The organism is Burkholderia sp. CCA53, assembly GCF_001685525.1.
In the GTDB taxonomy this organism is placed as follows: Bacteria; Pseudomonadota; Gammaproteobacteria; order Burkholderiales; family Burkholderiaceae; genus Burkholderia; species Burkholderia multivorans.
In genome coordinates this window covers 1636903-1659380 of record NZ_BDDJ01000002.1, presented here as the reverse complement: position 1 = coordinate 1659380, position 22478 = coordinate 1636903, and the positions used below count along the sequence as shown (strand labels likewise).

General features: G+C 65.7%; 23 protein-coding genes, 1 tRNA gene and 1 pseudogene. 12 read left to right on the top strand and 13 right to left on the bottom strand.

The features are described from left to right. Positions 1-96 precede the first annotated feature (96 nt). The 4 genes and pseudogenes from BCR55_RS23680 (at position 97) to BCR55_RS23665 (ending at position 2730) form a co-directional block, all read left to right on the top strand. Positions 97-963 (top strand): Abi family protein, encoded by an 867-nt coding sequence (locus BCR55_RS23680; protein WP_244104650.1) that lies wholly within the window; start codon positions 97-99, stop codon positions 961-963. Positions 964-1213: 250 nt separating this feature from the next. Continuing rightward, a pseudogene (locus BCR55_RS23675) lies at positions 1214-1725 on the top strand (metal-dependent hydrolase); the annotation flags it as partial. A 68-nt stretch (positions 1726-1793) separates the two neighbouring features. Beyond that, a complete protein-coding gene (locus BCR55_RS23670; RefSeq protein WP_006396466.1) occupies positions 1794-2081 on the top strand; it encodes a hypothetical protein in 288 nt (95 codons plus the stop codon). Between the two features lie 253 nt (positions 2082-2334). Beyond that, entirely contained in the window at positions 2335-2730 is a 396-nt protein-coding gene (locus BCR55_RS23665; protein WP_006406110.1) for a DUF2917 domain-containing protein, read from the top strand. A 163-nt stretch (positions 2731-2893) separates the two neighbouring features. On the opposite strand, the gene BCR55_RS23660 is transcribed toward BCR55_RS23665, so the two are convergent. Next, positions 2894-3175, bottom strand: coding sequence for a hypothetical protein (locus tag BCR55_RS23660; RefSeq protein ID WP_006406109.1), 282 nt, complete (start codon positions 3173-3175; stop codon positions 2894-2896). Between the two features lie 454 nt (positions 3176-3629). Between BCR55_RS23660 and BCR55_RS31600 the strand changes: the two genes are divergently transcribed. Next, positions 3630-4034, top strand: a complete 405-nt coding sequence (locus BCR55_RS31600) for a hypothetical protein (protein WP_244104651.1) — start codon at positions 3630-3632, stop codon at positions 4032-4034. Between the two features lie 98 nt (positions 4035-4132). Beyond that, positions 4133-5434, top strand: coding sequence for an NCS2 family permease (locus BCR55_RS23655; protein WP_006406107.1), 1302 nt, complete (start codon positions 4133-4135; stop codon positions 5432-5434). A gap of 124 nt (positions 5435-5558) precedes the next feature. Here BCR55_RS23655 and BCR55_RS23650 read toward each other — a convergent pair whose 3' ends face one another. Together BCR55_RS23650 and BCR55_RS23645 are read right to left on the bottom strand one after the other, a co-directional pair. Next, positions 5559-5867, bottom strand: a complete 309-nt coding sequence (locus BCR55_RS23650) for a DUF1488 domain-containing protein (protein WP_006396460.1) — start codon at positions 5865-5867, stop codon at positions 5559-5561. Between the two features lie 244 nt (positions 5868-6111). Next, the gene (locus BCR55_RS23645) at positions 6112-6387 is read right to left on the bottom strand and encodes a DUF2964 family protein (protein WP_006396459.1); all 276 of its coding nucleotides are present in this window, start codon (positions 6385-6387) and stop codon (positions 6112-6114) included. A gap of 325 nt (positions 6388-6712) precedes the next feature. Here BCR55_RS23645 and BCR55_RS23640 point away from each other — a divergent pair, with 325 nt between their 5' ends. From BCR55_RS23640 to BCR55_RS23630, 3 genes are all read left to right on the top strand, one after another. Next, the gene (locus BCR55_RS23640) at positions 6713-8632 is read left to right on the top strand and encodes a sigma-54-dependent Fis family transcriptional regulator (protein WP_065496136.1); all 1920 of its coding nucleotides are present in this window, start codon (positions 6713-6715) and stop codon (positions 8630-8632) included. Positions 8633-8700: 68 nt separating this feature from the next. Beyond that, the gene (locus BCR55_RS23635; RefSeq protein ID WP_006396457.1) at positions 8701-9003 is read left to right on the top strand and encodes a 2Fe-2S iron-sulfur cluster-binding protein; all 303 of its coding nucleotides are present in this window, start codon (positions 8701-8703) and stop codon (positions 9001-9003) included. A 92-nt stretch (positions 9004-9095) separates the two neighbouring features. Beyond that, positions 9096-9590: an SRPBCC family protein gene (locus tag BCR55_RS23630; RefSeq protein ID WP_053298283.1), complete on the top strand. Its 495-nt coding sequence runs from the start codon at positions 9096-9098 to the stop codon at positions 9588-9590. A 71-nt stretch (positions 9591-9661) separates the two neighbouring features. Here BCR55_RS23630 and BCR55_RS23625 read toward each other — a convergent pair whose 3' ends face one another. Beyond that, positions 9662-10990 carry a leucine-rich repeat-containing protein kinase family protein gene (locus BCR55_RS23625; RefSeq protein ID WP_065496134.1) on the bottom strand — a complete coding sequence of 443 codons (1329 nt, stop codon included), beginning with the start codon at positions 10988-10990 and terminating at the stop codon, positions 9662-9664. Positions 10991-11125: 135 nt separating this feature from the next. Between BCR55_RS23625 and BCR55_RS23620 the strand changes: the two genes are divergently transcribed. Then, positions 11126-11210, top strand: a tRNA-Leu gene (locus BCR55_RS23620). A gap of 236 nt (positions 11211-11446) precedes the next feature. On the opposite strand, the gene BCR55_RS23615 is transcribed toward BCR55_RS23620, so the two are convergent. The 3 genes from BCR55_RS23615 to BCR55_RS23605 are packed head-to-tail and all read right to left on the bottom strand — an operon-like array spanning position 11447 to position 14423. Continuing rightward, positions 11447-11785: a hypothetical protein gene (locus BCR55_RS23615; RefSeq protein WP_053298280.1), complete on the bottom strand. Its 339-nt coding sequence runs from the start codon at positions 11783-11785 to the stop codon at positions 11447-11449. Further along, on the bottom strand, positions 11782-12987 hold the full coding sequence (locus BCR55_RS23610; protein WP_065496132.1) for a hypothetical protein: 1206 nt from the start codon (positions 12985-12987) through the stop codon (positions 11782-11784). Before BCR55_RS23610 ends, BCR55_RS23615 begins: the two co-directional genes overlap by 4 nt. Continuing rightward, on the bottom strand, positions 12984-14423 hold the full coding sequence (locus BCR55_RS23605) for a UbiA family prenyltransferase (protein WP_065496130.1): 1440 nt from the start codon (positions 14421-14423) through the stop codon (positions 12984-12986). The genes BCR55_RS23610 and BCR55_RS23605 overlap by 4 nt, the downstream gene beginning before the upstream one ends. A 672-nt stretch (positions 14424-15095) precedes the next feature. Here BCR55_RS23605 and BCR55_RS23600 point away from each other — a divergent pair. Together BCR55_RS23600 and BCR55_RS23595 are read left to right on the top strand one after the other, a co-directional pair. Further along, on the top strand, positions 15096-15953 hold the full coding sequence (locus BCR55_RS23600; protein ID WP_065496128.1) for an AraC family transcriptional regulator: 858 nt from the start codon (positions 15096-15098) through the stop codon (positions 15951-15953). Between the two features lie 44 nt (positions 15954-15997). Next, positions 15998-16405 (top strand): DUF2000 domain-containing protein, encoded by a 408-nt coding sequence (locus BCR55_RS23595; protein ID WP_006396447.1) that lies wholly within the window; start codon positions 15998-16000, stop codon positions 16403-16405. 39 nt (positions 16406-16444) lie between these two features. Here the strand turns inward: BCR55_RS23595 and BCR55_RS23590 are convergent, their stop codons facing one another. From BCR55_RS23590 to BCR55_RS23565, 6 genes are all read right to left on the bottom strand, one after another. Beyond that, positions 16445-16795: a VOC family protein gene (locus BCR55_RS23590; protein ID WP_006406098.1), complete on the bottom strand. Its 351-nt coding sequence runs from the start codon at positions 16793-16795 to the stop codon at positions 16445-16447. Between the two features lie 195 nt (positions 16796-16990). Then, positions 16991-17692, bottom strand: coding sequence for an ABC transporter ATP-binding protein (locus tag BCR55_RS23585; RefSeq protein WP_006396443.1), 702 nt, complete (start codon positions 17690-17692; stop codon positions 16991-16993). Beyond that, a complete protein-coding gene (livG, locus tag BCR55_RS23580) occupies positions 17692-18465 on the bottom strand; it encodes a high-affinity branched-chain amino acid ABC transporter ATP-binding protein LivG (RefSeq protein ID WP_006406097.1) in 774 nt (257 codons plus the stop codon). The genes BCR55_RS23585 and livG overlap by 1 nt, the downstream gene beginning before the upstream one ends. Next, positions 18462-19733 (bottom strand): high-affinity branched-chain amino acid ABC transporter permease LivM, encoded by a 1272-nt coding sequence (locus tag BCR55_RS23575; protein ID WP_006413862.1) that lies wholly within the window; start codon positions 19731-19733, stop codon positions 18462-18464. Before BCR55_RS23575 ends, livG begins: the two co-directional genes overlap by 4 nt. Positions 19734-19744: 11 nt before the next feature. Beyond that, positions 19745-20671: a high-affinity branched-chain amino acid ABC transporter permease LivH gene (gene livH, locus BCR55_RS23570; RefSeq protein WP_006396440.1), complete on the bottom strand. Its 927-nt coding sequence runs from the start codon at positions 20669-20671 to the stop codon at positions 19745-19747. 184 nt (positions 20672-20855) lie between these two features. Next, positions 20856-21974 (bottom strand): branched-chain amino acid ABC transporter substrate-binding protein, encoded by a 1119-nt coding sequence (locus tag BCR55_RS23565; RefSeq protein WP_006396439.1) that lies wholly within the window; start codon positions 21972-21974, stop codon positions 20856-20858. Positions 21975-22478 lie beyond the last annotated feature (504 nt).

The following is a 22478-nucleotide window of genomic DNA, read 5'->3' as shown; positions in this document are numbered from 1 at the left end:
CGATGTCTATGAATCACACAGCTCAGCGCCGAGGAAACACTGCATCGCCTGTGGCAACGCGGCCTGCGCATCGACGATCGCCCCACGAACTTGCGCGTGCTCCGGTCGATCGGCCATTTCCGGCTGCAGGTCTACATGCGTCGGTTTCAGAACCCCGCTACGAAGCGGTTCTGGCCCAGAATGCGCTTCTCCGACATCGCTGAGCTGTACGCATTCGATCGGCGCCTGCGCTCGATCACAATGGACGCGGTCGAACGCATCGAGGTTGCGCTGCGTGCCGCCCTCAGCAATCCTCTCGCGATCGACTACGGCAGCCACTGGTATATCGAGAGGGAACGCTTCGTCGATCTGCGCCAGTATGCGCGCGTACTGGACCAGATTGCGAGCGAATGCGAAACCCGGAAAGCAGCGGCGCTCGCTCATTACTACCGGACCTACGCCAGACCCGACTTGCCGCCGATCTGGCTAGTCTGCGAGCGGCTCAGCCTGGGCGCCTTGTCGCGGCTCTTCAATGCGCTGTCGATACGTGACCGCAAGACCGCCGGGCGCCACATGTGGCCCGACATCCCGGACACGGTGCTCACCAGCTGGCTGCAATCGCTCACGGATCTGCGCAACGCATGTGCGCATCACGCCCGGCTGTGGGGAATGAAACTGACGGTATCGCCTCCGGCGAAGCCGGCCGCGCGCAATCTCGCCCGGTATGCAGCGGAAATGACACGGCCGGAGACGTTTTACGCGCGCGCGACGATGGTCAAGGCCTTGCTCGACCCGCTCGGCCACGGAGACGAATGGCGCGAAACGTTGCGAACTGTTTTGGCGGGTTGCGAGCACGTGGCCCCATCGACGCATCTCGGTTTCACGACCGACTGGCATTTGACGCCGGCATGGCAACAGGCTCCGGCCCGACCCGATGGGGAATGCAATACGATGCACTTTGACATCCCGACGAAAGTTCGTTAGCATCTTCGACGACAACGCTGGGGACGCCTCTCGACGATGCGCAACACCTCAGACGGCAAAAGGACGCGCAAGCGTCCTTTTTTATTGCTGGCCGTTTTGTCCGCGTCCGTGTCCGTCTCGCAGCGCTACCTCCCTGACGCCACGATGGAGTCGATCAATTCGACTCCGCCTTCAATGTCCTCGTTACCCTCGAATCGGGACACCTCCATGTGTCCGTCGTCGAACACGTCGATCTCGACACGTTGCCCGACGACCGTCACGGAAGGTGATCGCATCGCTCGAGCATTTCTTCGGCTATCTCGGCAACGGGGTGCTCAACGCGCACGGCCTCGACGCGGGCAAGGCCGACCCGACGATGGTCGATCTGCTGCGCTGGCACGGCGCGGTGGAAGTCGAGCACCGCACCGTGGCGTTCGACATCTACCGGCACATGGGCGGCTCGTATCCGGAGCGCTGCGTGCACATGGCGTTCGTGATCGTGCTGCTGCTCTACTACATCACGACGGGCGCGAAGTTCATGTATCGACGCGATCCGGACGCGGGCCGCTATCCGCGCTTCGTGCTGTCGTGGTGGCAAGGTTCGCGGCGCGGGCATCTACCGTCGTTCTGGAAGGTGATCGGCGCGGCGCTGCGCTATTCCGGCCAGGCTATACGCCGCACGCCGGAGGCTCGACCGAACAGGCGCTCGAGTATCTGGCGCGCTCGCCTGCCGCGCAGGCGGCCGCGTACGGCGGCAACTGGCAAGCGCCCACGCGCGGCTGAGACGGCGCGCCGCGGCGGCCCCCGCCGAAATGCGTACAATCGCGGCTTCATTTCCCGGAGGTGCCGCGATGGCCATGAAGAAAACCGATCTCGAAAAGAACAAGGCGCTGAAGCTCACGCATGCGATGAAGCAGTCGAGCTCCGCGCGCTTCGGCAAGGGCGCCGAGGAAGCGGCCAAGCTCGATCGCCGCGCGCAGCGCAAGCTCGACCAGGAACTCGGCCTCGTGCCGTTCGCCTGCAAGCTGAACGCCGAGCTCGTCGAACAGCTGAAGGCACGCGCCGCGACGCATCCGAACGGGATGACGGGCCTGCTGTCCGAACTGCTCGTGAACGCGCTCGCGCAACGCGACGCATAATGCGCAATGCGCGCCACGTCATCTCAAAATAGTCGTTGACAACGCCGCGCGAGCGCGACACACTCGTTCGCATGCCTACGTTCAAGCTCATCGCCATCGCGATTAATTGCCCGGTGAACGCACACCATATCGGTGCGTCACGGGAGGCGCTTGCGCGTTAGCATTCAGGCAGTAACCGCATGTCACGCAAGGCCTCGCCGGAAACGGATGAGGCCTTTTTGTTGTGGTGCACGTCATCCGTCCGGCTCAACGAATGGAGAAGACGATGGACCAGGCAAGCTCGCTGTTTGTTCGTCCCGATCGCCGTCGCCCGGACGCGATCGCATTACCGACGGTCGTGATTCGTTTCGCCGTGGCGCCGCGCACGACGCTGAGCTGGCGCGCGCCGCGCGATGCGGAGGTGCGCGCGCACGGTGCACCACTGTGGATCACACGGCCACCGAGCGTCGACGATTACTGGGTGCAGCCCGGCGACGTGCTGCGCGTGGCGCGCGGCGAGCGCATCTGGCTCAGCGCCGACGACGATCGTCCGGCCGAAGCGTCGATCACGACCGCGTACGTGCCGGGCGGCGATCGGCTTCGGCGTGCGCTAGCGCTGGCGCGGCGCCTGCTCGTCGGCCGATGGCGAACGCGTGAAGCGCGGGAATGAACGTGATTGCGGGAGGCGCGCGCTCACGCGCGCGAGACGCGGCCAGGCCGCGCAGAACAATGCGCGCACCTGCGGCGTGTCGCGTCGCAGGTGCGTGTCGAAGGACGCGGCACGCCGGTGCGTGTCGCGCGCGATTGCACGCGGGGTGCGGCCAGCACGCACATCAGGTGCTGGCGGCGAGACGCGGGCCCGTGCTTCGGGGAGTCGAATCGAGCTCGGGCTTTTGCATCGCCGACTGCGAGGTGACCCAGGGATCGATGCCCTGCTTTTGTACTTCCTCGAGAAAGGACACACGCGTGCGCCAGTAGTCCGCCTGCAGCTTCGCGTCGATCACGCGCTGTTCGGCTGCGAACAGTTCCATGCGCGCCGTCACGAGCATCGACGCAGCGGTTTTTTCCGGCGTGGGGGCGTGTCGCATAGCCCAACGGCTGATCCAGTTCAACATGCTGACCTCCGTGATAACGGACGAACCCGCATCGGGCAATCGCAACCGGCCGTGTCTGCCCGAACGCACAACGGCCGCCACCGCGCTTCACCGCCTTCGCCCATACATACTGCAGCTCCCCCGCGCCGACAGCAACCGGCTCGGCGTATGTGCGCGGTGTATCTATCCTAGAAAGAGTTGCCGGTTTACGCGATGGCCTCTTGCATTCTTTTACATAGAAAACCACAGTCGCGTCTGCGCGTCAGATGACAGTTGCGAACGCGACGGCTTCGGCGCACGATAACCCGATGCCTGCCGCGGCCTGGACTGACGAATGGGCGCATGCACGCCGATGCGCGCGCATCGGGTACGGCAGCGTGCGGGCGCGCGGCGTCGCGCCGCTCGCCTTCGTCGAGCATGCGGCGAGGGCGTTTCAGTCGCATGTCACGCGCGGAATCCGGAAGGCGGCCGTTGCATGCGCATCGGCCTGCAAAGCCTCGCAGGCTCGTCGGCGCGCATCGAGCGGCTTCGCGGTTTTCTCGCGCATTTCAGCCGATCGCCGTGCTTCTCGCTCACTTCTCGCCCGCTTCTTCCGCGCTTCTCGCCCTCTTCTCGCCCTCTTCTCGTCCTCTTCTCGTCCGCCTCTTCCGCGCCTCTCCGCCGCTGCTCGCCTGTTTCGCGCTCCGTTCAGCCGCGATTCGTCGCCGTTCGTGTGCGCTTCGTCGCGGTGCCGGCGCCCGTTGTCGCCGAACCGGTAAAATGCGCGCCTTCTTCGCGCGGCATCGGGCGACCAGGCCGCCAGGTCGCTGTCGCGAAGATGCCGATCGTGCCCCGCGACTATATCGTCGGAGCTATCCGCGCTATTACAATCCGCCGATAGCCGAACAATAGTGGCTGGTTACAGTTAGCCGCCGCACGCAGCCTTACAACAATTCGGCACGACAAGCAATACGACAACCCGACCGGAGAAACGCCTTCATGGAATCCATCAAGCGGTATTTCGGCTTCGCTGAAGCCGGCACCGACTTCCGCACCGAAATACTCGCGGGCGTCACCACGTTCCTGACGATGGCCTACATCATCTTCGTCAACCCCGCGATCCTCGGCGACGCCGGCATGCCGAAGGAATCCGTATTCGTCGCGACCTGCCTCGTCGCGGCGCTCGCATCGCTGATCATGGGGCTGTACGCGAACTATCCGATCGCGTGCGCACCGGGCATGGGGCTGAACGCGTACTTCGCGTATACGGTCGTCAAGGGGCTCGGGTTCTCGTGGCAAGCCGCGCTCGGCGCGGTGTTCATCTCGGGCTGCCTGTTCCTGCTCGTCACGCTGTTCCGCGTGCGCGAGGCGATCGTCAACGGCATTCCGAAATCGCTGCGCATCTCGATCACGGCCGGCATCGGGCTGTTCCTCGGGATCATCTCGCTGAAGACGTCCGGCGTGATCGTGGGCAATCCGGCCACGCTGGTGACGCTCGGCGATCTGCACAAGCACGACACGATCCTCGCGATCATCGGCTTCTTCACGATCGTCACGCTCGATCATCTGCGCGTGCGCGGCGCGATCCTGATCGGCATTCTCGGCGTGACCGTGCTGTCGTTCTTCTTCGGCGACAACCAGTTCCACGGCGTGTTTTCCGCGCCGCCGTCGATCGACGCGACGCTGTTCAAGCTCGACATCGGCGCTGCGCTGTCGACGGGCATCATCAACGTGATCCTCGTGTTCTTCCTCGTCGAACTGTTCGATGCGACCGGCACGCTGATGGGCGTCGCGAACCGCGCGGGGCTGCTCGTCGAAGGCAAGATGCACCGTCTCAACAAGGCGCTGCTCGCGGACAGCACCGCGATCGTCGCGGGCTCGGTGCTCGGCACGTCGTCGACCACCGCCTATATCGAAAGCGCATCGGGCGTGCAGGCCGGCGGCCGCACCGGCGTCACCGCAATCACGGTCGCGGTGCTGTTCCTCGCGTGCCTGTTCATCGCGCCGCTCGCCGGCGTCGTGCCCGCCTATGCGACCGCACCCGCATTGCTGTACGTGTCGTGCCTGATGCTGCGCGAAATGGTCGACGTGCCGTGGGACGATGCGACCGAAGCCGTGCCGGCCGCGCTGACCGCGCTGCTGATGCCGTTCACCTATTCGATCGCGAACGGCGTGGCGTTCGGCTTCATTGCGTACGGCGGCCTCAAGCTGCTGACCGGCCAGGCACGCACGGTCAAGCCGATCGTGTGGATCATCGCAGCCGTGTTCCTGTTCCGCTTCTTCTATCTCGGCAGCGAGTAACGGACGCGGGCCGGCACGCGCCGGAGAAGGAAAACGAAACGCCACCCCTCGGGTGGCGTTGTCGCTTTGGCGTGCGGAAGGATGCGCATCGGCTACGGGCGCCGGCATACGGCGCCCGCTGCGCTCACTGCCCGGCCGGCCGGTTCAGCGCGCCGTTCGCCTCGTAAAAACGCACGTAGCCGCTGCGCAGCGTCACGCATTGCGCGCGCGTTTCCGACAGCAGGCGTCGCGCCGCCGCCTCGATGCGCTCGCGATGCTGGTCGAACGCGCCGACCATGTCCTCGAAGCGCGGCGACGCCGCCCCGAAGTGATCCTCCATCGCCTCGGCCGTGATCTGACATTGGACTCGCTCGCCATTGACCAGCGCCGTAAACGCAAGCATCAGGTCGCGCCCCGAGTATTCGGGCGCCTCGTTCGTGAAATGGATCTGCATGGGAGCCGCCTCAGTCGTCCGGTAGAAAACGAATGACCGCGTCCGTCGTCCGCCACCGGTCGGACGAAATGGACACGGGCTCTCCGGCAGCGGCACTGCCCGCGGGGGTATGGCGCGGACAACGCATGCCGGTTGCATTCCACTTTAGACGGTTTCGCGCAGGAGGCAAAATTTACGGTGCGCGTCGCTTCGACGCGGATGTCGGGCGACCCGCGCGGGATCCGGCACCGTTTCGTTGCGCGCGTCAGTGGGGGTCGGTCGGCCACACGTTGAGCGCGATCGCGGCGGTCGTGACGCCGATCGTAATCGCGGCGGCGCCGTATCGTACGGCGTCCGCGACATCGAACAGCAACCCGTGGATCGCGACGGCAATGCCGCCCAACATGATGAAAGTGGCGATGGCCGCCAGCACGACTCTCAGTTCCGTCCGAACCATGATGGCTCTCCCGAACGGATGCATGTCGCGTCGCATGCATGTTGCAATGCGGAACACGGCGCGTGCGTGTTCCATTTCCATCATTGCAGGTAGACGCTTAAAAGCAAGGGGAATTTGTACGCGGTCGCATGTCGCGCGGGGCGCTTGTATGATGGCGAATACCCGTGCGCGTGCGTCGATGTGTCAGGTGCGCCACGCGCGGGAAATCATGAAGCGCCGGTATGGGTGAAAGCGCTGGGTGGTGGACGCGTCGTGCGTGGGGCGTTGGTAAGCGGTGAAGTGCGAACTGGTGCCGACTCGCGGTGCGTGGGGCCCCGGTAAGCGCTAAAGCGTGAACCGGGGCCGACTCGCGGTGCGTGGGGCCCCGGTAAGCGCTAAAGCGCTAACCGGGGCCGACAGGAGACAAGCGATGCCTCAATCTTCCATGCTGCCCGCCGCCGCGGGCCGCGTCGACCTGCTCGCGCAGGCGCACGCCCGATCGGCCGCGGTCGGCTTGCGCGCGCACGAGCGCCCCGATTTCTCGCCGCTGTCGCAGATCGCGCTGCGCGAACTGCTCGACACGAATCACGCGCTGTTCGCCCATGCACGGCCCGTGATGGAAAACCTCCACGCACAGATCGCCGATACGCAAAGCCTCGTGCTCCTCACCGACGCCGCCGGCGTCATCCTGCACAGCATCGGCGACGACGACTTCATCGAAAAAGCCAACCGCGTCGCGCTATGCACCGGCGTTTCATGGGCCGAACGCGCGCGCGGCACCAATGCGATCGGCACCGCCCTCGCGTCGGGACAGGCGATCGCCGTGCACGGCGCCGAGCATTTCCTGCGCGCGAACCACATCCTGACGTGCTCCTGCGCGCCGATCGTCGATCCGTTCGGCCGCACGCTCGGCGCACTCGACGTGAGCGGCGATCCGCGCGGCTTCAGCCCGCATACACTCGCGCTCGTGCGCATGTCCGCGCAGTTGATCGAGAACCATCTGTTCGCGAACCAATGCGCGGAAGCGCTGCGCGTACGCTTTCATGCACACGAGGATTGCGTCGACTCGCTGTTCGCCGGACTCGTCGCGTTCGGCGCCGACGGCGGCCTGATTGCCGCGAACCGCAGCGCACAGTTTCAGCTCGGCGCACCGTTCGATGCGCTGCAGCATCAGGGTTGCGACGCGCTGTTCGGCATGCGGTTCGGCGAGCTTGCGCAACAGGCCGCGCGCGCGCCCGGCGCGATGCTGCGGCTCACGCTGTCGAGCGGCGTGCGCGTGCTTGCGCGCTGCGAATTCGCCGACGCGCAAAAAACCGCCGTGGCCGTCACGCCGCCGGCACCCGCCACACACGTGCGCGCGCCGGACCCGGAGGCGATCACGTTCGCGACGCTCGATACCGGCGACGCGCGGATGGCCGCCGTGCTCGAACGTGTCACCAAGATTCGCGGCCGCGACCTGCCGCTGCTGATCCTCGGCCAGACCGGCACCGGCAAGGAGTGGCTCGCCCGCGCGCTGCACCACGCGTCGCCGCGCGCGGACGGCCCGTTCGTCGCGGTCAACTGCGCAGCGCTGCCCGATACGCTGATCGAGGCCGAATTGTTCGGCTACGAAGACGGCGCATTCACCGGCGCGCGCAAACGCGGCAGTCCCGGCAAGATCGTGCAGGCCGACGGCGGCACGCTGTTTCTCGACGAAATCGGCGACATGCCGCTCGCGCAGCAGGTGCGGCTCATGCGCGTCCTGCAGGAACGCGCGGTGATGCCGCTCGGCGGCGCGCGCGCAGTGCCGGTCGACGTGCGCATCGTCTGCGCGACGCACCGCGACCTGCGCGCGATGATCGCGGCCGGCACGTTCCGCGAGGACCTGTTCTACCGCATCAACGGCCTCGCCGTCACGCTGCCGCCGCTCGCCGCGCGCACCGACCTGCCGGCGCTCGTCGAGCGCATCCTCGCGCGGCTCGCGCGCAGCGAACCCATGCCGCATCGCATCGCGCCGGACGTGCTCGATGCGTTCACGCGCCATCGCTGGCCCGGCAATCTGCGTCAGCTGACGAACGTGCTGCGCACGGCCGGCATGCTCGCCGAGGACGAAGACGAAATCGCACTCGCGCACCTGCCCGACGATTTCTGGCTCGACTGCGACGGCGCGCCGGCCGCCGCATCGGCTGCATCGATGGCATCGGCTCCGTCGACCATACCGCCCGCCCCGCGCGGCACGACGACGCTACAGGATCATCAGGCCGCCGTGATCGATACGGCCGTTGCGCGGCACGGCGGCAACGTGTCGGCGGCCGCGCGCGAACTGGGGCTCGCCCGCAACACGGTGTACCGCTACCTGCGCCGCCGTTGACGGCGCTGGCGGCACACGGCTTCGGGTATGCTTGGCGCGTTTCCGCCCAACCGATGCCCGCTTTACCGATGACCGATTCCGATCGCCCTCCGCTCGTGCGTATCGAGCCGCTTGGCGCAAGCTTCGATGCGCCCGATTCGCTGACGCTGCTCGAAGCCGCGGCGTTCGCGCACGTGTCGCTGCCGCGCTCGTGCCGCAACGGCACGTGCCGCAGCTGTCTTTGCCGAATCGTCAGCGGGAGCGTACGCTACACCATCGAATGGCCCGGACTGAGCCGCGAGGAAAAGGCCGACGGCTATACGCTGCCGTGTGTCGCCGTCGCGACGTCCGACCTCGTGCTCGACGTACCCGACGCCGCCCTCATCGGCTGACGCCGATTCGTTCGCGCCACGGTCCCGGCTCGCAGCGCAGCGCCGTGACGCGCGGCATGCCGTCGACGATGGATACCCGGAGGGAGAAAGCGATGCCCCAGTCACCCGATCGCATCGAAAAACAGGTCCAGCTCGCCGCGCCGCTCGAGCGCGTGTGGGAAGCCGTCAGCAACGCCGGCGAATTCGGCACGTGGTTCGGCGTCGCGTTCGACGGGCCGTTCGTCGCGGGCGAGACGCTGTTCGGCCGCATCTCGCCGACGCGCGTCGACGACGACGTTGCAAAAGCGCAGGAGCCTTATGCGGGGTCGGTGTTCGAATTCGTCGTCGACCGCATCGAGCCGAAGCGGCTGTTCTCATTCCGCTGGCATCCGTTCGCGGTCGATCCGGCATTCGACTATGCGTCGGAGCCGATGACGCTCGTCACGTTCACGCTTGCCGAACAAGCGGGCGGCACGCTGCTGACGGTCGTCGAATCCGGGTTCGACGCGATCGCCGCGGCGCGCCGGGAAAAGGCATACGAAATGAACGACGAAGGCTGGACCATGCAGATGAAGCTGATCGAGAAGTATCTGGCGCGATCGGCCTAGCGCGGCGACCGGGACGGCAACACGCAGTACGCAGTACGCAGCACGCACGCGCGATCGCGCGATCGCGGCCGCTACCGCTGCGCGACGTACACCGTCAGCGCGTCGACAATCTCGGCGAAGGACGGCCGCGCGTCGACATCCTCGTTCAAGCACGCGGCCGCCAGCGCTTCGAGCGCCGGCGCGCCCGCCCCCCCGCGCGGCTCGCACCGTTCGAGCAACTCGCCGAGCAGGTAGCCGAACGCGCGCACTTCCAGCCGCTCGAACAGCGCCGTACACCGCGCATCGCGCACGTCGTAGAGCGACGCCGCGCCGAAATCGCCGAGCAATGCAGGTTGGTCGTCGCCGTGCAGGATGTTGTGCGCATACAGATCGCCGTGCATGATTCCGCGCGCATGCAGGTGGCGCGCCACCGACGCGATGCCGCGCGCGATCCGCAGCGCGGCCGCGGGCTCGAAGCGCACATCGTCCGCATAAACGTCGCGCGTGCAGGTGGCGAAGTTCGGCGGCCCCGCGAGATTCGTCAGCGCAGGATCGACGAGCTCCATCACGAGGCCGTGCACGCCGTCCGGATGGCCGCGCACGCGGCCGATCACCGGAATCATGTTCGGGTGGCGTCCCGCGTGCAGGCAAGCGGCCATCTCGCAATCCGGCAGGCCATCGCTCGTCACCGCGCCCTTGAACAGCTTCACCGCGACCGGGCGCTCGCCCATGTCCGCCCGCCACCGCGCGCGGTAGATGACGCCCGACGCGCCCTCGCCGAGCTTCTGCTCGCGGGCGAGCGACGTCCAGTCGATGTCCGTCACGCCTGCATCGGCCGATGCAGCTGCTTCCGACGCGGCACCCAGCGGGTTGCCCGCGACGGCCAGCCAAGCGAGGCGCGGCAAACGCAGCAGCCAGTCCGGCAGCGCATCGAGACGGTTCGCGGCCAGACGCACGAGCTCGAGCGCCCGGCATGCGGCCATCTCGTCGGGTAGCGATTGCAGCCGGTTTCCGGCGAGCATCAGCTTCTGCAGCCGCGAACAGTCGCCGATTTCGGGCGGCAGCGCGTCGATGGCGTTGTCGGTCAGGATCAGCCAGCGCAGCACACGCGGCAGCGCGGCGCCGGGCACGGTGCGGATCCGGTTCGCCTTGAAGCCGATCATCTCCAGTTGCGGGCATGCGCCGAGCGCGTCGGGCAACGCGGTGAAGCGGTTGTCGGACGCGAACAGGATGCGCAGCCGATGCAGCCGCGACAGATCGTCGGGCAGCGACGACAGCGCATTGCCGGACAGATCGAGCACCTCGAGCGTATCGGCAAGCTCGAAGATCTCGCGCGGGAATTCGGTCAGCCCGCATGCGAGCTTCAGTTGCCGGGCGCCCGCGAGGCGGCCGGCGCGCAGTTGTTCGAGGGTGGCGATCACGATGAAAAACGCTAGGCGGTTGCGAGGCTCGGACGAGCGAACGCGTGCATTCTACCGGCACCGCTTTCGCATCGACGCCGCGACTGTCACGCCCTCTTCACAAATGCGCGACGGGGCGCTAGAATGGCGCCCCTTGCCCAGGTGGCGGAATTGGTAGACGCACTATCTTGAGGGGGTAGCGCCGAGAGGCGTTCGGGTTCGAGTCCCGACCTGGGCACCAGATACCGCGCCGCGTGTTCCGAACACGCGGAAAAAACCCGCGCCAGCATCATGCTGCGCGGGTTTTTTGTTGGTGCGCGGCGCGGTGTGGTCAACCGTCGACGTACCGGCGACCTGGCGTCGCAACAGGCACGCTCACCAGCGACGCGCCCTTCATGCCGTTTTCCGTGCCGGCGCACGGCAAACACAAGCCCAAGAAACCGAGGCCGCGGCAGCGGATGCGGCTGCCGCTCCGCCTCACGCGTGTCGCGTGACCATCCAGACGCCGACCAGAATGACGACGGCCCCCATCGCCTGCATCGGCCGCAACACCTGTTCGTGCAGCGCCGTGAACGACAGCACCACGATCATCGACATCGCGACCATCGCCGGATAAGCGACCGCGAGCGTCGTCTTGCGCAACGCGAGCGCGTAGAGCACGAAGCCGATGCCGTACGCGGCGACGGCCGACGCGCGTGCGATCCACGGCAACAGGCTCGACTCGCCCAGCGCGGCACCCTTCAGCGCCGCGACGCGCAGCAACACGCCGGCAGCGCCGCCGAACACGCCGCTGGCCACCACGATCAGCCCGTTCACAGCACGGCCTCGGCGGCCCGTTCGACCTCGGCACGACGCGGCGCATGCCCCGCGCCTTCCGCCGCGCCCGCGCGCTTGCCGAAGATCGCATCGAAGCGCGTCGCACCGTGCAACGCAATCAACACGACGGCCGGAAACACGACCGAGAAATTGCGAGCTTCATCGCGGCAGCCAAACAGCATGAACAGTGGCAGCACCGGAAGGAACGCCGCAAGGAAGTATCGGCGATAGTTCGCGGGCGTATTGCGCCATGCGGCGCGGAAGAACACGGCGAGCGGCACCAGCATCAGCGGGTTTTCGAGGCTCGGCGTAAAAATGCCCTTGCCGATCAGGTTGTAGAACGACAGATACGATGCCGGATTGACCCAGAACTTCAGGTTGCCCCAGAGCTGGAACGCGACGAAGTCGCCCGCATTGTGCGCATAGCCGCTCATGATGAAGTGACGCGTCGCGCCGCAGATCGCGAGCTGCACGGCAAGCCAGCCGACCCGTTTCGACAGCGGTACGTCGCGATCGTGCAGGAAGAACAGCGCGAGCGGGACAAGGAAAAACGTCTCCTTGTTCAGCGAGAAGATCGCGATCGTCGCCGTACACGCGATCATGCGTTGCCGCAGCAGGAAATAGCACGCACCGAGCGCACCGAGAATTTCAAAGAAATCGTAGTAGTACGCGCCCTGCTGGAACGTCAGCGGATAGAGAAAGCTGAATCCCGCCAGAAAGCCCACCGATTGCCCGAAACTCAGTCCGTGCACGCGCGCGAGCTTGTACACGAGCAACAGCGCGAACAGCGCAGACAGCACGATCGCGACGTAGGTCAGGTGATAGGTAATCGCGACGACCGGCGTCCAGTACTGTTTCGGCAAGTCGGAAAAATAGGCGTTGCGTAGCGAATCGTGACGCGTGATCGAGCGATAGAGCTTCTGTTGCGTATCGGGCTCGATGCGCTCCGCCAGCCATTTCGCCGCTTTCGGAAACGACGAGCGATAAACGAAAGGCTTCGGTGCGCCGCCGTCCATCATGCCGATCAGGCTGAACGTATTGCGCAGATCGTCTGCCTGCGCATCACGGAATCCCCACTTCAGCAGCACGCTGTTGGTGATGTTGCCCGCGCAGACGAACAGCAGCACGTACACGATCGAGAAGCGGCAAAACGCCAGCACGCGATTTCGGTTCTTTTCCGTCATGGTGAAGATGCCGCTCACAGGGCGGGCAGAAAGTGAGCGGCCAGCACGGTCGCCACCATGGCGCACAACATGCCGAAACTGCCGCGATTTTCGAGAAGATGGACGATCGGATCGTCGTGCATCGCGCCGCGCACCGTCGCGATCCAGAGACGGCCGAACAGGTAGATCAGGCCGATCTGGACCAGCCAGAGCAGCTGCGGCATCGCGTAGCGCTGCGCCGTTTCGGGCGCGTTGATGAACAGGCCGAACACGACGACCGCGGCGAGCGAAGAACCGATCCCGAAAGGCCAGAGCACTTCGAGATCGCCGACGCGATAATCGCGCCCGGCGGCCGCACGCTTGTCGCTCTGACGCAAGGACACGAGCTCCGAGCAACGCTTCACGAGCGCAAGGCTCAGAAACGCGAAGACGGAAAACGCGAGCAGCCAGCTGCTCACGACGATCTCGGCCGCTACCGCGCCGGCGACGATGCGGTACGTGTAGAGCAGCGACAGGATCACCACGTCGAGCAACACGATCGATTTCAGACGCCAGCTATATGCCGTCGTCAGTACGAGATAAAGCGCGAACATGCCGGCGAATCCCGGGGACACGGCGAATGCGAGCGCAAATGCGGCCGTCAGCAACAGCGCCGCGCAACCGAGGCCTTCCGTAATCGACAACGCACCGCTCGCGAACGGACGGTTGCGCTTGCGCGGATGCCGCCGATCGTTGTCCAGATCCCAGAGATCGTTGCCGATGTAGGTCGCCGATGCACCGAGCGACATCGACACGAAGGCGAGCGCAAGTGTCGCGACCTTGTCGATGTCGAAGAATGCAAACGCCGTCAGCAGCGGAACGAACAGCAGCAGGTTCTTCAACCATTGATGAACGCGCAGCGCGCCGAACCATGTCGCGAGGCTCGCGCGCGCATCCGCGAATTCGCGCTCGACCGGAACGCTGCCGCGCACGTTCGCGGCGACGTCGCGCGACGCGCCGGCGAGGACTGCCCCTTTTGCACCGGCCCAGACGGACAAATCGGCCTTGCTGTCGCCGGCGTAGACGAAGTCGTCGCCGATCTGCTCGCGAATGCGGTCCAGCTTGGCTGCGCCTTTCAGATTCGTTCCGTCGCAGGTCGCGATCACGCGGTCGAACAGGCCGAGATGCGCGCTGACACGGTCGGCGATCGAAGCATGGGCGGCCGTGGCCAACACGATCGTGCGGCCGCCCTGGCGTTCGTGACGCAGGTAGTCGACGAGCGGCTGCCGATACGGCAGCGTCTCTGCCCGAAAATCGGCCTGCTCGGCGATGCGCGCCTTGAATGCGGCGCGGCCTTCGGCAAGCCAGAACGGCAAGCGCAGAACGCACGCAGGCTTTTTCCGTACGACCGCGATGACGGATTCCATCAAGGTATCCGACACCGTCAGCGTGCCGTCGAGATCGACGACGAGCGGAAGCGTTTTGGTCTCTCGCATGTGCTTCGAATTATTTTTTAATGAATTTCAACACCGATACTTTCTATTGCTTCGGAAATGCCCCGTTTGCATTTCCGTTATCCCCGTGTATCGCCTGTTTTCCTACGCGACACTGCATTCCTGAAATCGCTCTATGTATCGGCAAGCGATCGAAGCGTCGCGGATTGCACGACATTGCTCTACCGACATTCGGGGCACGGCACGATGCACGCGACGCCGGCCGTCCGCATCCTCATACGGAATGCCGATTCATTCTTGTCCGATTTGGTCCGAAACAGCCTTTGGCGCTGTCTCAATCTTGACGATTCCGGGAACGCGAGCCGACCACCTTTCGATTGGCCGCGCGGATCGTAACAGAAACGACTGCAATGCGCACCACAATAAGTGGCTCGAATCGTGATTTGATCGCTCGATTCCCGCGATCAAGACAATAAACGCCCCAATGCAGGACGAGAACCTGTTTCACGAAGGTTTTCGAATTGCAACATCGCGCCTGTGTGCTTGCGACGGATTCGGCATCGCGCGACCTCGCCGCACGCCACGACGTCGATGCCGGCACCGCCCGTGGGCGGCCCGTTCCGGACCGCGCCGCCGCGGCAACGCGCGCTCGAGCAGCACGACGCGCGCATGCGTACACTATCGGGCAGGCAACGACACGTAGCGACACGAGCGATGACGACCACGGCGCACGACATCGGCAGCTCCGATCACTGGATGGACGCACGGCGCGATCCCGAAACGGGGATCGAGAGCCTGCGTGCGCACTTCAGCGGTCATGCCTACGATCCGCACGATCATGACGACATGCTGATCGGCTATACGGAGCAAGGCGTCCAGCGTTTCCAGTGCCATCGGTCGCTACACACGAGCGTGCCGGGCCGCGCGATCCTGATCGAGCCCGGCGCATTGCACGACGGCCATGCGCCCGAACCCGGCGGCTTCACGTACGCGATGCTCTATCTGCCGCAATCGTGGGTCGAGCGCGCGGCGCGCCGGCTCGAGTTGCCGGGCCTGGCCGGCGTCGAAGCGGCGTTCGGGCATACGCTCGTCGACGACCGCGGCCTCGTCGACGCGATCCGGCACGCGTTCGCCGCGCTGCACGGCAACGAGGGCAAGCTCGCGCGCGACCAGACGCTCGATCGCCTGCTGATGCGCCTGCGCGGGCAGCTGCGCGAGCCGCTCGTGCACGCAGCCGGCGCGGTGCCGCCCGCGATCGCGCGCGTGCGCGATCTGCTGCACGCGCGAATGGACGCGAACCTCGGCCTAGACGAACTCGCCGAACTCGCCGGCATCGACCGCTTTCGGCTGACGCGTCTGTTTCAGCGCGCGTTCGGCACGTCGCCGCATGCGTACCTCGTGCGCGTGCGGCTGCGCGCCGCGCGTCGTCTGCTCGCGGCCGGCCGCACGCCGGCCGAAGCGGCGGCGGATGTCGGCTTCGCCGATCAGAGCCATCTCGGCCGCTGGTTTCGCCGCGCGTACCGGATCACGCCGGCCGCGTATCGGCGCATGTGCACAAACGTTCCAGACTGAGCGCGCGCGCCGCCCGATCATGAACGGCTCAACAAGGAGCCGTTATGTTCGATACCAAAGTGGCGCTGATCGTGCGCGATGATCTCGCGGCGTGGCAGAAACTCAACGTGGTCGCATTTCTGGCGACGGGCGTCGCCGCAGAAGCGCCCGAAGCGCTCGGCGAGCCTTACGAGGATGCGGCCGGGCGCCGCTATGCGCGCATGCTCGGTCAGCCGATATTGGTGTTCGCGGCCGATCTGAACGGGTTACAGGCCGCTCATCGGCAGGCGCTGTCGCGCGAATTGACGATCGTGCCCTACGTGCATGCGATGTTTTCGACGGGCCACGACGCGGCCAACCGAGAAGTGTTTCGCGCGGAGGATGCGGAGAATCTCGATCTCGTCGGCCTCGCGCTGCACGGGCCGAAGAAGGCCGTGGACAAGGCGGTGAAAGGGCTCGCGCTGCACGCCTGAGCGCTCGGCCCACGCGCGCATGATGCGCACGCTCGGGCGTCAGCGATGTGCGAGCACGTTGACGAGCTTGCCGAACGGATCGCGCACATAAAACCGACGCACGCCCCACGGCTCGTCGGCCGGGCCGTATTCGACGGCGATGCCGGCCGCGCGGATACGTGCAAGCGCTTCATCGAGATCGTCGACCTCTATCGACAGATCGGGCGTCGGCGTGCCCGATCCGCCCTGCGACGCGACACTGATCTGCACGGTCATCTGTTCGGCATTGCCGTAAGTCGCGATCCAGCCGTGATCCATCAGCACGTCGAGGCCGAACACGTCGTGGTAAAAGCGCTTTGCGTCGTCGATCGACCGCGTATCGATATTGGCGACGATTCGGTTGACTTTCATCGGTTGCCTCCGCAACGCATCTGCAAGCTTCGACTCGATGGTGTAGCCGATTCGACTACATTCGAAGCCAAAACAGCTACATCGATTGGACTGACAAAGCGGGCACCGCACACGCGTGCCGGTCGAGCGATCCGGCACGTGCCCCGCGCCGTCTCCGTCATCGACCCGGCCTAGCCGGATCGATGACGTTCCCGATCACCCGCCCAGATAAGCCTGCTTGATCCGGTCGTTCGCGAGCAAATTCGCGCCCGTATCGGCAAGCACCACGCGCCCCGTCTCGAGCACGTAGCCGCGGTCGGCGACCTGCAGCGCCTTGTTCGCGTTCTGCTCGACCAGGAACACCGTGACGCCTTCGTCGCGAATCGTCCGGATGATGTCGAAGATCTGTGCGATCACGAGCGGCGCGAGGCCGAGCGTCGGCTCGTCGAGCAGCAACAGACGCGGCTTGCTCATCAGCGCGCGGCCGATCGCGAGCATCTGCTGCTCGCCGCCCGACATCGTGCCGGCCCGCTGCGTCGCACGCTCCTTCAGGCGCGGAAACAGCTTGAACACGTGCTCGATGCCGTCGTCGATCTCGTGACGGCTCGCGAAGAAGCCGCCCATCTTGAGGTTCTCGAGCACGGTCAAGCTCGGGAACACGCGCCGCCCTTCCGGCGAAATCGCGAGCCCCTGCCGCATGATCTGGTGCGTCGACATCGCGGTGATGTCCTTGCCCTCGAACAGCACGCGGCCCGACGATGCGCGCGGCGTGCCGCACACCGTCATCATCAGCGTCGTCTTGCCGGCGCCGTTGCTGCCGATCAGCGTGACGATCTCGCCCTTGTTCACCTCGATCGACACGCCCGCGAGCGCTTCGACCGCGCCGTAATGCGTGTGAACCTGTTCCAGCTTCAGCATCACTCTTCCCCCAGATACGCCTTGATCACGCGCGGGTCGTTACGGACCGCTTCCGGCGTGCCGATCACGATCGGCCGGCCGTGCTCCATCACGAGGATGCGGTCCGACACGCCCATCACGAGGCTCATGTCGTGCTCGATCAGCAGCACCGACACGCCGAACTCGCGGCGCAGCTTGTCGATCAGATGCTGAAGCTCGATCTTCTCCTGCGGGTTCAGGCCGGCCGCCGGCTCGTCGAGCATCAGCAGACGCGGCTCGGTGATCATGCAGCGCGCGATTTCCAGACGCCGCTGGTGCCCGTACGACAACGTGCCCGCCGGCCGGTTCGCGACCGAGGTCAGCCCCATCCGGTCGAGCCACACGGCCGCGCGCTCGAGCGCCTCCTGCTCCGCGCGGCGATACGCGGGCGTCGCAAACAGCCCATGCAGCAGGCCCGACTTCACCTTGCGATGCTGTGCGACGAGCAGGTTCTCGACCACCGTCAGCGACTTGAACAGCCGGATGTTCTGGAACGTGCGCACGAGGCCCTTCAGCGCGATCTTGTGGCTCGGCAGCCCCGCGATCCGGTGACCGTCGAGCACGACCTCGCCCGCCGTCGGCCGATAGAAGCCGCCGACGCAGTTGAACACCGTCGTCTTGCCGGCGCCGTTCGGCCCGATGATCGCGAACACCTCGTCACGACGCACGTCGAAGTCGATGCCGTCGACCGCAAGCAACCCGCCGAAGCGCATCTGCAATCCGGCGACCTTCAACAGTTCTGCATTCGCGCTCATTGCGGCAACTCCACGTGGGGACGGCTCGCGGGCAGCAGGCCCTGCGGACGCCACATCATCATCAACACCATCACGAGACCGAAGATCAGCATCCGGTACTCGGCAAAGCCGCGCGCGACTTCCGGCAGCACGGTCAGCAGGATCGCCGCGAGGATCACGCCGAGCTGCGAACCCATCCCGCCGAGCACGACGATCGCGAGAATCAGCGCCGATTCGATGAACGTGAACGACTCCGGATTCACGAGGCCCTGACGCGCAGCGAAGAACGCGCCGCCGATACCGGCGAACGCGGCGCCGAGCGTGAACGCCGACAGCTTGATGCGCGTCGGATTCAGGCCGAGCGAACGGCATGCGATCTCGTCGTCGCGCAGCGCTTCCCATGCGCGGCCCATCGGCATGCGAATCAGGCGGCTCGTCACGAACAGCGTGAAGCCGACCAGCAGCAGCGCGAGCAGATACAGGAAGATCACCATGTGCTCGCCGCTGTATTCGAGGCCGATCAGTTCATGGAAGGTCTTCGCGCCTTCGACGCTTGCCGAACGCGCCATCTCGAAGCCGAACACGGTCGGCTTCGGAATGCCGGAGATGCCGTCCGGGCCGCCGGTGAGGCTCGTCAGGTTGTTGGCGAGCAGGCGGATGATTTCGCCGAAGCCCAGCGTGACGATCGCGAGATAGTCGCCGCGCAGACGCAGCACCGGGAAGCCGAGCAGGAAGCCGAACGTCGCCGACGCGATCGCCGCGATCGGCAGGCACTCCCAGAACGTCAGCCCGAAATACTGGTTCAGCATCGCGTACGTATAGCCGCCGACCGCGTAGAACCCGACATAGCCGAGATCGAGCAGCCCCGCGAAGCCGACGACGATGTTCAGCCCGAGACCGAGAATCACGTAGATCAGCGCGAGCGTCGCGACGTCGACTGCGCCGCGCGAGCCGACGAACGGCCACACGAGCCCGACCGCGAGCAGCACCCAGATGATCGCGCGCTGCTGGCGCGCGCCCATCGCGGGCACCGCGGGCAGCTTCACTGCGGATTTCGCGCGCAGCAGCCACGGCTTGAACAGCTGGAACAGGAACACGGCCGCGACCGCGATCCATACCGGGCGCCAATGGCGTTCGAGCACGACCTGATAACCGTCGAGCTTCAGTTGCAGCCCGAGCACCGGCACCGTGAGGATCGCCGTCAGGATCGCGGCGGCCACGGCATTCTTCAGCGCCTGGCCGAACGAAGCGTCGGCGGCCGGGCGGCGTACGGAAATGACTTGACTCATCTGCGTGTCCCTCAGACCTTTTCGATGTCCGACTTGCCGAGCAGGCCGGTCGGGCGGAAGAGCAGGATCAGCACAAGCAGGCCGAACGCGACGACGTCCTTGTATTCGGCCGGCATGTAGCCCGCCGCGAAGGTTTCGGCCAGGCCGAGCAGCACGCCGCCGAGCATCGCGCCCGGAATGCTGCCGATGCCGCCGAGCACCGCGGCCGTGAACGCCTTGATGCCGGCGACGAAACCGATGTACGGGTTCAGCTTGCCGATCGTCAGGCCGATCAGCACGCCGCCGACGGCAGCCAGCATCGCGCCGAGCACGAACGTAAACGAGATCACGCGGTTCGTATCGATGCCGAGCAGGTTCGCCATCTTCATGTCTTCGGCGCATGCGCGGCACGCGCGCCCCATGCGCGAATGCGAGATGAACAGCGTGAGCGCGATCATCAGCACGATCGTCACGCCGACGATCAGCAGGCGCGCATACGGCACCGTCACGTCGAAGTCGCCGCCGAGATGGATGTCGAAGGCGCCGGAGATCAGCACCGGCACGGACACGTCGCGCGCGCCCTGGCCGATCTGCACGTAGTTCTGCAGGAAGATCGACATGCCGATCGCGGAGATCAGCGGCACGAGCCGCGGGCCGCCGCGCAGCGGGCGGTACGCGACGCGTTCGACCGCGAAGCCGTACGCGCCCGTGACGATCACCGATACGATCAGCGCCGCGCCGAGCACGAGCGGCAGCGGATAGCCGGCGGACACGCCGATCGCGGTAAGGGTGACTAGACCCACGTACGCGCCGATCATGTAGATCTCGCCGTGGGCGAAGTTGATCATGCCGATGATCCCGTAGACCATCGAATAGCCGATGGCGATCAGCGCATAGATCGCGCCCAGCGTCAGGCCGTTGACCAGTTGCTGGGCAAATTGCGGAAAGAAGTCAGTCATGTGCGGGAAGCTCCCGTTGGCGTCGCGCCGCCGGCCGCAGCCGGATCACGGCGCGGCCGTGCGCAACGCACGGTATCGTCTCGGTTCGCCCGCGGTCGCGCGATGCACGAATGCGCGGCGACCAATACGCACCCGCCCCGTCCGGATCTCGGACGGGGCGGGTGCGCGGGCGGGTAGTCCGTTGTTACTTGGCGGCGGTCTTCGTCGCGTCCTTGTGCCACGTGTAGACGACGAACTTGAACGCCTTCAGGTCGCCCTGCGCGTCATACGACACCTTGCCGATCGGCGTGTCGAACGTCGTCTTGTGCATGTACGCGGCGACCTTCGTCGGGTCGGTCGTCTTCGCTCCGGCGATCGAGTCGGCGATGATCTTCACCGCGGCGTACGCCGGCATCTGGAACGGGCCGTTCGGATCGCGCTTCTTGTCGGCGAACGCCTTCACGAGCGCCGCGTTGGCCGGGTCGGCCGAGAAGTCGGCCGGCAGCGTGACGAGCATGCCTTCCGATGCCGGGCCCGCGATGGCCGTCACGTCCTTGTTGCCGACACCCTCAGGCCCCATGAACGTCGCCTTCACGCCCTGCTCGCGCGCCTGGCGCAGCAGCAGGCCCATTTCCGGGTGATAGCCGCCGAAGTAGACGAAGTCGACGCCTTGCGACTTCAGCTTCGTGATGATCGCCGAGTAATCCGAGTCGCCGGCGTTGATGCCTTCGAACAGTACGACCGGAATCTTCGCCGCTTCGAGATCCTTCTTCACCGACGATGCGATGCCCTGGCCGTACGACTGCTTGTCGTGCAGCACGGCGACCTTCTTCGGCTTCACGTGATTGATGATGTACTGCGCAGCGGCCGGACCCTGCTGGTCGTCACGGCCGATCGTGCGGAAGATGAAGTGACGCTTCTTGCCTTCGGTCAACTGCGGCGCGGTGGCCGACGGCGTGACCATCACGATGCCTTCGTTCTCGTAGATGTCGGATGCCGGAATCGTCGAGCCCGAGCACACATGGCCGATCACGTACTTGATCTTCTGGCTGACGATCTTGTTGGCCACGGCGACCGCCTGCTTCGGTTCGCAGGCGTCGTCCATCATCACCACTTCGAACTTGTTGCCGCCCGCACCGCCTGCCGCGTTGATCTGCTCGATCGCGGTCAGCGCGCCGGCCTTCACCATGTCGCCATACTGGGCGACCGAGCCGCTCATCGGGCCGGCGATGGCGATCTTCACGGTTTCCGCTTGCGCGGCAGCGGCGCCGGCGGCGAACAGCACGGCGGCGACGGAAATGGACGTAAGACGGGACAGCGTCATCAGGAGCTCCTCGATGTTGTTTAGTCATACGGGCAAAGGCGGCATGACTTGCGCAATCGAACAGCACCCGGGGCGAGAACATGGGACACGCCCGAGACGCGGAGACGGACCTGCGGTGGAGAAATGCTTGCGGGGCCCGGCTCGTGAAGTCCCCGAAGGGGACGTCTGGTTCGGAAAGACAACGTGATGCGTCTTGCATTGCGCAAGCGTTTCGCCTGCCCCGCTTGCCGAACCGCTTCGTCGGAGGGATGGTCCGACAGCCGTTGGCAAGGCAGTCGAAATTATATGGGCGTTTCCCATTCCTCTGTCAAAAATGACCGCGGACCAAGGGAAAACACGGAGAACCTTCGCATGCTCGCGGTAGCGCTCGTGGCGCAACCGCGAAGGCGCGACAACGTTTGCGCGAGGCGCCATCCGGTTGCGCTCGGCGGTGTCGAGATGCGTGAACGCGTTGCGTGGCGCGGGTTTGCGGGAAGGTCTGCTGCTTGCGGTGCGGCCACGCTG